The 12569-nt window shown below is 38.7% G+C and carries 13 protein-coding genes and 1 pseudogene; 12 read left to right on the forward strand and 2 right to left on the reverse strand.

Annotated elements, in window-relative coordinates:
- The first annotated feature begins 329 nt into the window (after positions 1-329).
- The 9 genes from H6F47_RS11095 to H6F47_RS11130 all read left to right on the forward strand — a co-directional run bounded on the left by H6F47_RS11095 (position 330) and on the right by H6F47_RS11130 (position 8792).
- On the forward strand, positions 330-1907 hold the full coding sequence (locus tag H6F47_RS11095; protein ID WP_190649197.1) for a serine/threonine-protein kinase: 1578 nt from the start codon (positions 330-332) through the stop codon (positions 1905-1907).
- Positions 1908-2139: 232 nt separating this feature from the next.
- On the forward strand, positions 2140-2985 hold the full coding sequence (locus H6F47_RS11100; protein ID WP_096564870.1) for a Pvc16 family protein: 846 nt from the start codon (positions 2140-2142) through the stop codon (positions 2983-2985).
- Between the two features lie 170 nt (positions 2986-3155).
- A complete protein-coding gene (locus tag H6F47_RS11105; RefSeq protein ID WP_096564872.1) occupies positions 3156-4817 on the forward strand; it encodes a phage tail sheath C-terminal domain-containing protein in 1662 nt (553 codons plus the stop codon).
- Positions 4818-4873: 56 nt separating this feature from the next.
- Positions 4874-5329, forward strand: a complete 456-nt coding sequence (locus H6F47_RS11110) for a phage tail protein (RefSeq protein WP_096564874.1) — start codon at positions 4874-4876, stop codon at positions 5327-5329.
- Between the two features lie 43 nt (positions 5330-5372).
- On the forward strand, positions 5373-5864 hold the full coding sequence (locus H6F47_RS11115; protein ID WP_137667032.1) for a phage tail protein: 492 nt from the start codon (positions 5373-5375) through the stop codon (positions 5862-5864).
- 10 nt (positions 5865-5874) lie between these two features.
- Positions 5875-6204, forward strand: coding sequence for a hypothetical protein (locus tag H6F47_RS11120; protein ID WP_137667031.1), 330 nt, complete (start codon positions 5875-5877; stop codon positions 6202-6204).
- Between the two features lie 67 nt (positions 6205-6271).
- Complete coding sequence (locus H6F47_RS11125) at positions 6272-6655, forward strand: hypothetical protein (protein WP_096564880.1); 384 nt, start codon at positions 6272-6274, stop codon at positions 6653-6655.
- Positions 6652-6801 (forward strand): DUF6760 family protein, encoded by a 150-nt coding sequence (locus tag H6F47_RS28860; RefSeq protein WP_334310637.1) that lies wholly within the window; start codon positions 6652-6654, stop codon positions 6799-6801. The genes H6F47_RS11125 and H6F47_RS28860 overlap by 4 nt, the downstream gene beginning before the upstream one ends.
- Complete coding sequence (locus H6F47_RS11130; RefSeq protein ID WP_190649200.1) at positions 6798-8792, forward strand: FHA domain-containing protein; 1995 nt, start codon at positions 6798-6800, stop codon at positions 8790-8792. Before H6F47_RS28860 ends, H6F47_RS11130 begins: the two co-directional genes overlap by 4 nt.
- A gap of 179 nt (positions 8793-8971) precedes the next feature.
- On the opposite strand, the pseudogene H6F47_RS27885 reads toward H6F47_RS11130, so the two are convergent.
- Positions 8972-9127 (reverse strand): annotated as a pseudogene (locus H6F47_RS27885) (IS4 family transposase); the annotation flags it as partial.
- 239 nt (positions 9128-9366) lie between these two features.
- Here H6F47_RS27885 and H6F47_RS11135 point away from each other — a divergent pair.
- On the forward strand, positions 9367-9660 hold the full coding sequence (locus H6F47_RS11135; protein ID WP_347239079.1) for a chromate transporter: 294 nt from the start codon (positions 9367-9369) through the stop codon (positions 9658-9660).
- Positions 9661-9719: 59 nt separating this feature from the next.
- A complete protein-coding gene (locus H6F47_RS11140) occupies positions 9720-10460 on the forward strand; it encodes a class I SAM-dependent methyltransferase (RefSeq protein ID WP_096564884.1) in 741 nt (246 codons plus the stop codon).
- A 106-nt stretch (positions 10461-10566) separates the two neighbouring features.
- On the opposite strand, the gene H6F47_RS11145 is transcribed toward H6F47_RS11140, so the two are convergent.
- Entirely contained in the window at positions 10567-11976 is a 1410-nt protein-coding gene (locus H6F47_RS11145; RefSeq protein ID WP_190649204.1) for an MFS transporter, read from the reverse strand.
- Positions 11977-12049: 73 nt separating this feature from the next.
- Here H6F47_RS11145 and H6F47_RS11150 point away from each other — a divergent pair, with 73 nt between their 5' ends.
- Positions 12050-12568: a phosphoribosyltransferase gene (locus H6F47_RS11150; protein WP_137667028.1), complete on the forward strand. Its 519-nt coding sequence runs from the start codon at positions 12050-12052 to the stop codon at positions 12566-12568.
- Position 12569: the final 1 nt, after the last annotated feature.

Raw genomic sequence — 12569 nt, forward strand, 5'->3', positions numbered from 1 at the left:
TGTCGTACTGGTAGTTGTTTTGAGCGCGTAGGGGGATAATTGACTATCCCTTTTGAGCAAGTCTTAAAGAATCTGCGTGTCTTTAGACCGCAGAGTGTCAAGTCAGACAGTATGTTTGTAAAATTGTAATAATGTAAGTTGCTAGTTATGCCTTTAAAGGCTAAAAAATGGGAACTTTCAGCAGATATAGGAAGAAAAATCCTAGATGATACTATCGAAATTGATTGTTATCCTGAATCCTATTCCTAACTATCAACTTGGGTTAATAATAATTATTGTTTTTGCAGAAAGTTAAAACCTGAAATTAAATTTAGGATGGCTGCCATCAGATGAATTCCCCATCTTCTTCAAATTATTGGAATGGGCGCTTTATAGGTGATAACCAGCGATACCGGATCGATAAACCTCTAGCTGTCGGTGGTATGGGAGAGGTATTATTGGCTACAGATACCCGTGTAGGTCAACAGATAGTATTGAAGTTACTCAAAGATACGCTGGTAGCATCCCAAGAGATGAGAAAGCGTTTTGAGCGGGAAGTGGCGGTGTGTGCAGCTTTACAAAGTGACCACATTGTTAAGATTAGTGATTGCGGGGTAACACCAGAAGGATATCCTTTTTATGTGATGGAGTATTTGCGCGGACAAACATTACGACAATTGCTACTGCATGAAAAGCGATTATCTGTAGAAAGAACCGTGAGTATTATTTCTCAAGTGTGTCAGGCTTTACAGATGGCACATCAAGGAGTAACTTTACAAAAAGATGGTATCAATGAACATATTCAGGTGATCCATCGTGACCTGAAGCCAGATAATATCTTTCTCATCCCTACAGATTTGGGAGAGTGGGTGAAGATATTAGATTTTGGTGTAGCTAAAATCCGTAATGATTCTTCTGAACAGAGCAATTTAACTACTACTTTTATCGGCACATTTCGTTATGCTGCACCTGAGCAGATTCAAAACAAGCAAAATTTAGATGCCAGGGCTGATATTTACAGTTTGGGCATTATCTTGTATGAAATGTTAAGTGCAGCAGATCCCTTTGGTTTCAGCATTAAAGGTAATAATATCAGTGAAGCTTCCTGGGTTGTTGCTCATACTTATGAACTACCAAAACCTTTGCGTGAACAACTTGGATGTGAAAACATATCTGCCGAAATGGAAACTGCAGTCATTAAATGTCTGCAAAAAGATCCGAATAATCGCTTTGCATCAGTAGGTGAACTAAATCAGGCGTTGCAAGAGGTTATTAAACCCACCCTTGGTACCGCTAGTACCATAAATGAAACTATTGTTCAGCCTCAACCTGATTTTCATCAGGAAACTGTCTCTAAACCCTTGCAAACATTTGATACAAGCGAATCTGAAGATGAGACTATTCTACTGATCCCACAATTGCCAAATCAACAGTCAAATAACGAAACAGTACCCCGTCCCCTACAACCAAATCAACCACAACCACCAGAAGGGGGTATGTTCCAACATCGTCCTTCACCCTATGCAAACAACAATAACGAAACAGTACCCCGTCCCCTACAACCAAATCAACCACAACCACCAGAAGGGGGTATGTTCCAACCCCAACCGTCATCAGAACCAAAGAATCATCAAAATCCAGCAAATAGGCCAATCAACAATGAACAAGCCAGCAACTTAGATAATACCTTGTATCAGCCACGACCTGTAGTTTCTCCAAGTCGTAACAATATACCAGATAACACAATCTTTCAACCAAAGCCAGAACAGTTAGTTAGCCCCAGAAGTTCCCACAGTTTTGGGCGAAATATTTGGATTGGATTAGGAATTGTATTAGCTTGTTTGACAGGAATACTGATATTTTTCTTGTTCTCAAATTCTGGTTCTCAAGATTTACCTGGTGAACCTAGCTCAACTCAAAGTAATTAATATAACATAAGTTACTAGTTAGGAATAGGAGTCAGGAGTCAGGGAACACTAAGAAGGCAAGAGACAAGAGTTTATTTTTCCCAATTACCCATTACCCGTTACCCATTACCAGCCTCAACAGATGTGATCCGTGGAACTCATCAAAAAATTATCGACAAAAGTCTAATTACCTTTCCAAGACTCATCCAGATATTCTAGAGGCATCTGGATTAGCTACCAGCCAAACACTTTCATGCTTATCTTTGTTGTACAAACATTAGCAGAAATTCTAGCTGGAGGAACATCACTTACCAGTACCGAGCAAATTGACTTTAGTCATCCTAGCCATCGTCGGGAAGAGGGTGCAAGTCCGACTCTCAACTTGTATGTTTACGACTTACGCGAGAGTAAACAAATACAGCATTCCGGCAGACAAGTGGAACGCAAACTAACAAACGCTCTGCAACCTGCCATGATCAATTGGTCGCCTATTTGGTTTGATGTCTCTATATTATTAACAGCTTGGGATAGAACTGCTTTAGGTGAGCATCACTTATTAAGTGAAGCTTTGAATGTACTGTTGCGTCATCGCCCTCTGCAAGAGGATTTTTTAGTTCCAGAATTGCGGGGTTATGGCAATTTGTCCATGACAGTTGCTCTTGATCCACCGATTGAGATTGGCTCGTTATGGAGCGCACTCAATGTACCCTTGCGTGCTGGTTTGTATGTGACGGTGACAGTACCCTGGGAGCCACAGTCGATGCCTGTACCATTGGTTTCGGAAAGAATTTTCAATTTACAAAACCAATTTTATGGCAATGGCAATGGTAACGGCTCAGTTGCTACTAAACGGGTAGCGATCGCTGGCATGGTGAAAAGTGCGGTAGCTAATCAGCCTTTGGTGGATGCCAAAGTTGCTGTAGTCAAAACTGAAAAATCTGTATTAACAAATCAAGAAGGAATTTTCTTTTTTGAAGATTTACGTATAGGTAATTATGTTTTGACAGTCAATTGTCCTGGCTATTTACCACAGAATGTTAATGTCTTAGTCGATAGCCAAAATTATACCTTCAAAGAAATCTTACTAACTCCTGAATAACGAAGGCAGGAGGCAGGAGGCAGAAGGCAGGAGGGGGTTTTTGTTAAGGGGATTTATACCCCACTCCAAAAACTTTTGCCTTCAAAGGCGTTAGCGTAGCGAGACGAAGTCCGGTTTTAGACCCGATTGTTTCGATAAATTTGGGTGTTTACCGATTAGGAGATGCTTTTATGGCCAGACTTGATTACTTTGCTCCGGGTGTCTATATTGAAGAAATTGACCGTGGCAGCAGACCAATTGAAGGTGTGAGTACGGCGATCGCTGGTTTTGTCGGGTTTACAGAAGATGTGCGTGATGGGGCTGAATTATTTAAGCCCATGTTAATTACTAATTGGACGCAATATCTTAACTATTTTGCTCGTCCTAATTCTGATGGTTTCACTGATTTTAACGCCTACTTACCTTTTGCTGTTTATGGCTACTTTATGAATGGTGGTGGTCGTTGCTGGGTAACAAGCATTGGTACTCAGTTACCAGGCGCACCTAAACCCTCAAGCCCAGAACCAGCCATTCTCACAATTACTGGTAGAGGTAATCGGCCAACACTCCGCTTTGCTTTGCGCCCTGAACAAGCAGCCAGCGGAGCAGTCAATATTTTAATTACCGATGGTGGTCCTCGTCCTTTACCAGAAGGTACAGAAGGGGAAGCCCCACCCAATACTGGCGAGTATTTTTCTGTGCAGATTCGCCGGGGTGATGAAGTTCTGGAACAATACGAGAACTTAACCATGAACCGGGAGGCCGCAGCTCAGGTAGCCACCTATGCAGTGGCGGCTTTAAGAAATTCTATGTATATTCAGGTGCAAGATGTATCTCAAGCTGGACAGCCTTTATCGCGCCGTCCGGCCAATGGACAATATGAACTAGCACCACCGATTGTAGCTGTTCCCGTCGATAGATTTTCCAGCGATTTAGAAGGTATACGTGATGATCGTACAGGAGTAAGGGGGATTTTTGAAATAGATGAAATCACCATGTTGGCCTGTCCTGATTTAATGCGGGCATATCAAGCGCAAGTGCTAAATTTGGATCAAGTCCACGGCATCATGGAATTGATGATTAGTATGTGCGAAGGTTCAGCCAGTGGTGATATTCCTAACCCACCCAACCGCATGGTTTTGATTGATCCGCCTTCAGAAGCAGTCAAACCGCAACAGGTAGTGGAATGGTTGAATAGATTTAACCGTCGTTCCATGTTTGCTGCACTTTATTATCCTTGGATCAAAGTTGCCAACCCACGCGATCGCGGTAATCCGATTCTTGTACCTCCCTGTGGACATATCATGGGAGTTTGGGCGCGGACTGATGAAACCAGAGGTGTTTATAAAGCTCCTGCGAATGAAGTACCTAGAGGCGTAATCGGTTTAGGTTATGAGACCAACTTCCGCGAACAGGAATTATTAAACCCCTTGGGTATTAACTGTATTCGCACCTTCCCCAATCGTGGTATCCGCGTCTGGGGTGCGAGAACCTTGGTTGAGCCAGATAAAACCGAATGGCGTTATATCAGTGTACGACGCTTGATTAGTTATATCGAAAAATCCATTGAATTAGGTACTCAGTGGGTAGTCTTTGAACCCAACGATGAAGATTTGTGGGCGCGTGTTAGACGTACTGTGAGTAACTTCTTAGAACGGATTTGGCGTGAAGGTGCTTTATTTGGAGCTTCACCACAACAAGCATTTTATGTCAAGTGTGATGAGGAACTTAACCCACCAGAAACCAGAATATTAGGTCGTCTATATATTGAGGTCGGTGTTTGTCCTGTCAGACCTGCTGAATTTGTCATTTTCCGCGTCAGTCAGTGGAATGGAATCGCAGATGAAGAGTAGCAGAAATCCATCTTGAAGGTTTTTATATCACTTATTGCACAGGAGGTTAAATCATTATGCCAGGGGAATTTTTAACGGCTTGCAAGTTTTACTTCGAGGCTGACGGAATTACTGATAAATTCATCAAAGAAATTAGTGGACTAGGTGTTGAAAGTACACCAGCGCAAGATATCCACGGCTCATCTAAGTCTGGTAAGATCATGCGGCAGGCAACACCAACAGTAGTAAAATTTACTAATATTACATTGAAGGTAATTGCCACTGATGATATAGACCTGTATCAATGGTATCAGAAATGTAACGAAGATATGGGAGATCCCAGACAGTGGGCGCAAAACCGGAAAACTGGCTCAGTAGTTGCCTATGATCAGCAAGGCAGTGAAAAAGCTCGTTGGAACATAGTTAACTGTTATCCCTGTAAATACACGGGTCCCACCTTAACTGCATCTGGTGGAGATATGGCCAATGAAACTATTGAGTTAGTTCACGAAGGCGTTAAACGGGTCAAATAATGATCAAATAATGGTCAAATAATAAATTTAGCAACAATCAAAAGTGTCACAAACAGCAGGTCAAGTTCCAGAAATTCTTACAGCCCATCGGTTCTACTTAGGTCTAACATTAGATGGTCAACAAGATAATGTTGATGGTTTCTTTTTAGAGTGTCAAGGCTTTAAAAGAACTCAAGATGCTATTGAAATTGCTGAAGTTACTCTTAATAAATGGGGTGCATCAGATAAAGGTCAAGTCGTCAGAACCAAAATTCCTGGTAATGTCAAAAGTGGGAATATCACTCTCAAAAGAGGAATGACCAATTCTCTAGCTATCTGGAAGTGGTTTGAAGCCGTTCAAGAAGGCAAATGGGCTGATCAACGTAAAAATGCTTCTTTGACTATCTATGACCAATCTGGCAAAGAACAAGCAAGATTTGAATTAGCTGGTGCTTGGCCTGCCAGTTATAAAATAGCCGATGTTAATGCCCGCAGTGGTGAGATAGAAATTGAAGAAATTGAAGTTGCCTATGAAGAATTTAAGCGCGTAAAATAATAGGCAAAATATGTTTGCAACAGAGTTTGAATTTACACTGCCTAAAGGGTATCTAGACTCGGAAGGCAATCTGCACCGTAAGGGTATAATGCGATTATCAACGGCTATAGATGAGATAGCGCCTTTACGTGACCCCCGTGTCAAAGCTAACCCAGCCTATGCCACAATTATGATCTTGTCTCGTGTGATAACTCAATTGGGTGCTATATCTGAAGTTAGTCCTGCTATGGTAGAAAACTTTTTTGCCCAAGATTTAAATTACCTGCAAGACTTTTATCGTCATATCAATGGTTTGAACGGTGAAACTTCCTTACCACAGGAGAAAGGAACTTCCCCATAACCACTGCTGCATAATTAAATCTATGTAATTAAATCTACTCAATCATCAGTAAAAAACATCAGTAATTATGCCCCGTAAACAAGACACCCTCTATACTGAATTTGACTTTACTCTTCCACGGGGGTTAATGGATAGCCAAAACCGTGTGCATCGTCATGGAATCATGCGTTTAGCCACTGCCAAAGATGAAATTTTGGTGCAGAAAGAGCGCAAAGTCCAAGAAAATCCAGATTATAACGTTTTGGTGATGTTATCCCGTGTGATTACAAGACTGGGAAGTTTAAACTCTGTTAGCCCTGATTTATTGGAAGGACTGCTCTTACATGACATTGCCTATCTCAGAGAATTTTACAATCGAATTAATCAGCAAGGTAATACCCATATCCCTACTCAGTGTCCACATTGTAATACTCAATTTTTGGTAGAGTTAACATTAGCGGGGGAGTCATAAGCTACCCCTCTGACACTTTGTATGAGGAGGTAGCTTTTATTGCTTATCACTTTCACTGGTCACAAGATGATATTCTAAATTTAGAACACAATTGCCGTCAGCGGTGGGTGACAGAAATTAATAAAATTAACCAAAAATTAATATGAAAGTCAAAATAGCCTATTTAACCACAGAAAATGAAGTAAATGAACTCGACTTAGTAGTAGCAACTACACCAAAAGGAGAGTTTATCATTGGTCGTTCTCCTGATTGTGACTTACCCTTAGAAAGTCCTGATGTCAGTCGCATACACGGTAAATTCTTTGTTCAAGGTGGAAAGTATTATTATTGCGACACTGGCAGTAGGAATGGTTCTATAGTTAATAATCAATTAGCTGTAAAAAATCAGCCATATATTTTAAAGCACGGTGATTCTATCCAGATCGGAGATTATTTTCTGAAGATGGAAGATATGACACCTGCGGCGGAACAATTACCAGAAACCGTGTTTAGGGTTATAGACCCGGCGCTGTTTTCCAGACCAATATCACCAGAAGTTAATGTTGCTAACATTAATGAGCCAGCACCAGAAGTAGTTAACAACTTGACTGAAGAAGTGATTAGTCCAATTCAGGAAGAGAAGACAACACCTGAAGTTGATGATGTTGCTGCTGCACAAGAGCAAGAGGTAATAACTACACCTGAAAGTCAAATATTACCTGAAAGTCTAATAGTAGAAGAAAAAACTTTTATCCAACCACAGGATATTGTTACTCCAGCATCGGAAACAGTACCTGATGTGACTGCAAATGAAAGTGATGAAGATGATGAAGATATTGATTTAAGTACACCAATAGCAGAAGCAAGACCCTTTATCCAACCACAGGATGTTGTTACTCCAGCATCGGAAACAGTAACTGATGTGACTGCAAATGAAAGTGATGAAGATGATGAAGATATTGATTTAAGTACACCAATAGCAGAAGCAAGAAGCATCGTAGAAACCGTTGTAGAAACAGTAGAGGTAGAAGATATTGTTGCTTCAGCATCGGAAACAGTACCTGATGTGACGACATCTGAGAGTGATGAAGATGTTGATTTAAGTACGCCAATGTTACAGGAATTAACAATTGTACAACCGCGAGATATTAACATTCGACCAGCGCCAACTGAAAGTAATATTGAAGTTGGAGATTCAGATACAGATGATGGTATTGAAGGAGAAAATTTAGTAACTGAAAGTGAAGTTCAACCAGCAGTGACTACAGATAATGATGTGCCAGAAGTGGTAAGTGATATTGATGTAGAAGCAACTGAAACTGTATCAGAGACGTTGAAGGAATCCCAGATTGATGTGATATTTGCACCACATGATAATATTCTTCCTCAAGCAGAAGTTACGGAAATAATTGGTAGTGAAGATAGTGATGAAGATATTGAGGTGAGTAGTACAACCTTACAAGAAGTTAATCGAGAAGTGACCGAACTAGAGGTTTTTTCTACCACAGACAACTTAGAAACACCAGAAACAGAAACATCTATTTCTACAGCAGAAATCAGTGAAAAAATATCAGTAACAGAGGTGGTTTGTACAGCAGAAAACTTAGAAACAGCAGAAAACTTAGAAACAGAAACATCTATTTCCACAACTGAAGTTGGTGAGAATTTAGTAGTTGTTGGTGAAAAATTAGCAACAGTTACTGAATCTGAAGAATTACAAGCTGTTGACGATATAGAAGCAAATACGGAGAGAGAAGATAGTCAGATGAGCATTCAAAAAAATATAGTCCTCATTGCTCACGAAAGCAAGAAATATGAATTAGCTGAGTTGGTTGCTAAAAATAAAGAGTTTTTCTCTCAAAGCTTGACCATTAGCTGGCCTTCTGTGAGTGAAGTTTTAAAGCAAGAAGCTGGTCTGACTGTGAGTGAAGAAATTCCTTCTCCCACTGCTGGAGGATATCAAAAAATTAATGTCCTGCTAGGTTCTGGAGGTATTTTAGCTATGATTTTCCTCAGAGATTTTCTCACACCTGCACCTAGTCCAACTAATGAAGAAACTTTGTTGAAAATATGTAATATGAATCAGGTGTTGGTAGCAACTAATTTAAAAACAGCAGAGGTGATCGTGTATTATCTGAAAAACATGACAGATTCATAGATCAATAGTTACAAAAAACGGTTCTTCGGTACTTTTTATGGAGAACCCAGTTCAAAATCATTGAAATCCTTATTGTGCGGGCATTTCATTCAAAATATGGGCATTATAGTTTATAATCATTGCCCCGTAAGGATTTTGTGATAATCAATCCTTAACCTCCATAAAACAGACACAAGAGCCATATTTTGGAATATCTCTTTACTTCTGTGTGTGTTAGCTTTGAAAAATGTCGAAATTCTTACATCAATCCCTGTATTGTTTAATCTTTTAAATAAATCCCGCATACTTGTTAAACTATTATCCAAGGCATAAGCCAACCAACACTCAACGTAAAGACATTTTTCTTCCTTCATTTTTATTTGTTGCTATTTTAAATCCTCTCATTCCTAAATTACGTAGGGGTTGCTGAGAAAGTCTTTCCGTGAGGGCATAGGAGTCAGGAGTCAGGAGTCAGGAGTCAGGAGAAGATTTGAAAATTTCTTTGCCATCTCTTGAAATCCCAAAAAATGCACACTTTTTCCGGTATACCCTTCAAAACCCTTGCACTTTTTTTCTGTTTATCAGCCTCTAACCTTTGATATATCAAGGTTTTAGGTTTATTCAGCAAACCCTACGTACTTCATCTTGGACAAGGGCTTTTTTAGATGCGGTTAATCTTAGTGCTGTGGCTTTGATGGTGGTGACCACCTTACAATTAGGAATAACAACTTTAACTTTTGGAAAAGTGCCTTATGTGGATTTTTTAGGATTAATTATTTTCTTAATTTCTGCGGTTTTAGCTATTCGTTATCAAATTAATGCTACATGGTTGGTTTTAGGTGGTGGTTTAATTGGTTGGGGTGTTCAAATTTTAGGATATATCCAATAACAGATGGATAAATTTGCTTTAGTAATTTAACTATAAATATAGTTTTCAGTGATTGAAAAATGGCACAGTATTACGACAGCATAGCCCAAGAATATAAAAAATCTAAAGAGTTGCCGATTCGCCTACATATTGAAACATATACATATTTTAATATGCTTGGTGATTTAACAGGAAAATCAATTCTCGACTTAGCTTGTGGAGAAGGATGGTATAGTAGACAGTTTAAAGAAAAAGGTGCTTCTCTGGTGGTTGGGGTTGATATTTCTGAAAAAATGGTAGAACTAGCAAGAAAACAAGAAAGCAAACAAAAACTTGATATTCAATATATTGTTGCTGATGTGCTAGAACTAGGAAAAATTGGAGATTTTGATCTAGTTGTTGCTTCTTATTTACTGAATTATGCCCAAACTAAAACACAATTATTAAAAATGTCACAAACCATCTTTAATAATCTCAAAATAGGAGGGCGTTTTGTGACATTAAACAATAATAGTGAACAACCTCCAAGTTCTTATCTTAAAACTGAGAAATATGGATTTATTAAAACTATTTCCCAACCTCTGCAACCAGGAACAGCAATCAAGTATACATTTTTTGTAGATGGTCAGGAATTTAGTTTTGATAATTATTACCTCAGCAAAGATACACATCAAAAAGTATTTGCAGATGTTGGTTTTAAAAATGTTCGTTGGCAAAAACCATTAGTTTCTCCTGAAGGTATAGCAGAATTTGGGCAAGAATTTTGGCAGGATTTTTTAGAGTGTATCCCTTTAATTGGGATTGAGTGTTTTAAAGAGTAAACTTTTTTCATTCAGGAGTCAAAGGATCAAAAACTTCAAGAAGAAGGACAAAAATTGTCGGTTTCAATTTATATCCACGCATCAAACAGAAATTGGGAGAGAAAACCTAAGAATTATTCTCTCTCCTCTCTTGCAACTTAAACATAATTTCTGCGTGCATTTCACGGGTAATAGGATAGAAAAAAGTCAAAATCAAACCCAAAATTAAACAGATTGTTGGTACTGGACCGACTATAATTCTAATAGCAGACAATGCGGAATCGGGTTGTATGGGTGTACCTTGTCCGGCTATAGTTTCCCGAAATCCAGAAGCTTGTAAAGCATTACCAACTATAAATAAACCAAATGCTAAACCAAACTTTTGTAATAACACCATAAAACCATAAAATACTCCTTCCCTTCTTTGTCCGGTTTGCAGTTCATCTAATTCTATAACATCGGGAATCATAGACCAAGGAATTAAATAAGCTGTGGAAACTCCACAACCAGCCATAACAGCCATAAAATACATTAAACCTATTTGATTTGCTTGGAGAAAAAATAATCCCGCAGCAGCAATAATCCATAAAGTCATACCCAAAAAATAAACGATTTTTTTACCAAATCTTTTACTTAAATAACTCCAAACAAATAACATTAATAAAGCAGTTCCTTGAACAGCAATTAATACTGTAGGAACTTGAGAATCTTTGAGTTTCATACAGTAGATGACAAAATAGGGAATGACTGTAGCGGTGATTTGTACACCTAACCAAGAAAAAAGATAAATGGCGATAACGAATAAAAAAGGTTTGTTACTGAAAGCAATCTTGATTTGTTCTATAAAAGGAATTTCTGCTGGTTGTTCTAATTGAATACGTTTAGATTCAAAAGCAAGAATCCGCTTTCTTGTTCCATAGACGCACCAATATAAAGATAACACCGAAATCACAGTACATATTGCTGCTAACACTAAATATTGTTGTTGTGGTTCACGAATTACAGCAAATACAATTTGCGCGAAAATCAATGATAAAATACTGCCACCAATAGAAAACGTAAACCGAAAACTATTTAAACTCGTTCTTTCATCATAATCTTGACTTAATTCCGGTGTCATTGCCGTATAAGGCAAATTAACAATCGTAAAAAAAGCCTGAGACATGATCCCAATTGCTACGTAATACCAAAACAAAGGCCAAATATTACTACTTTGATTGGGAGTAAATTGTGGTACAATCCATTGTAGAAAAAAGAATAATCCAAAAGGAATTGCACCATAAAACATCCAAGGTAAACGACGACCCCAACGCCGAGATTGAGTCTTATCTGTTAATACCCCCACAACAGGATCATTGACAGCATCCCAAATTTTACCAATCATCAAAATACTGCCAGCTAAACCCGCTGGAATACCAGCTACATTAGTAAAAAACAACAGTAAATAAAAGATCGCAATATTAGAAGTAATCGCCGGACCTAAATCTCCAGCACCATAAGCCAGTTTAGTCTTCAAATCTAATTTTTCATTGTTCATAATTACTTACACTCATATTAAGATAGTTGGGATTTGCTTGCAGTGCTAACTAAAAACTACTTCCCTAAGTCCTATGTCAGACCTTTACGTTTCCTGGTCAGATTATCACCATAAAATTGAACAATTAGCAGTTAAGATTTATCAATCAGGTTGGCAATTTAACCAAATAGTCTGTCTTGCTAGAGGAGGATTACGAGTAGGAGATATTCTCTCACGAATCTATGATCTACCGTTAGCAATTTTATCTACATCATCTTACAACGGTGCGGGTAAACAGGAAAGGGGCGGTTTGATAGTTTCCCCTCATTTAACCATGACTACTGAGCGTTTAGGTTCGCGGATTCTTTTGGTAGATGATTTAGTAGATTCGGGTATCACTCTAAAAGAAACTATTCCTTGGTTAAAAGAATATAGCCAGGTTGCGATTGAAGAAATCCGTACTGCGGTAATTTGGTATAAAGATTGTTCTGTAATTGTTCCGGATTACTACGCTGATTATTTACCGGATAATCCTTGGATTCATCAACCTTTTGAAATCTATGAACATATAACCCCGGAGGAGTTGGCGGAAAAAGTAAGTCAGCTTTGTTGAT

Origin of the sequence: Sphaerospermopsis sp. FACHB-1094 (assembly GCF_014696195.1) — a bacterium.
Lineage (GTDB): Bacteria > Cyanobacteriota > Cyanobacteriia > Cyanobacteriales > Nostocaceae > Sphaerospermopsis > Sphaerospermopsis kisseleviana.

Excerpts from the sequence above, each read along its gene's own strand:
- H6F47_RS11095 (WP_190649197.1), top strand. The coding sequence starts at position 330 with ATGAATTCCCCATCTTCTTCAAATTATTGGAATGGGCGCTTTATAGGT.
- H6F47_RS11105 (WP_096564872.1), top strand. The coding sequence starts at position 3,156 with ATGGCCAGACTTGATTACTTTGCTCCGGGTGTCTATATTGAAGAAATT.
- H6F47_RS11100 (WP_096564870.1), top strand. The coding sequence starts at position 2,140 with ATGCTTATCTTTGTTGTACAAACATTAGCAGAAATTCTAGCTGGAGGA.
- H6F47_RS11150 (WP_137667028.1), top strand. The coding sequence starts at position 12,050 with ATGTCAGACCTTTACGTTTCCTGGTCAGATTATCACCATAAAATTGAA.
- H6F47_RS11110 (WP_096564874.1), top strand. The coding sequence starts at position 4,874 with ATGCCAGGGGAATTTTTAACGGCTTGCAAGTTTTACTTCGAGGCTGAC.
- H6F47_RS11140 (WP_096564884.1), top strand. The coding sequence starts at position 9,720 with ATGGCACAGTATTACGACAGCATAGCCCAAGAATATAAAAAATCTAAA.
- H6F47_RS11145 (WP_190649204.1), bottom strand. The coding sequence starts at position 11,976 with ATGAACAATGAAAAATTAGATTTGAAGACTAAACTGGCTTATGGTGCT.
- H6F47_RS11130 (WP_190649200.1), top strand. The coding sequence starts at position 6,798 with ATGAAAGTCAAAATAGCCTATTTAACCACAGAAAATGAAGTAAATGAA.
- H6F47_RS11120 (WP_137667031.1), top strand. The coding sequence starts at position 5,875 with ATGTTTGCAACAGAGTTTGAATTTACACTGCCTAAAGGGTATCTAGAC.
- H6F47_RS11125 (WP_096564880.1), top strand. The coding sequence starts at position 6,272 with ATGCCCCGTAAACAAGACACCCTCTATACTGAATTTGACTTTACTCTT.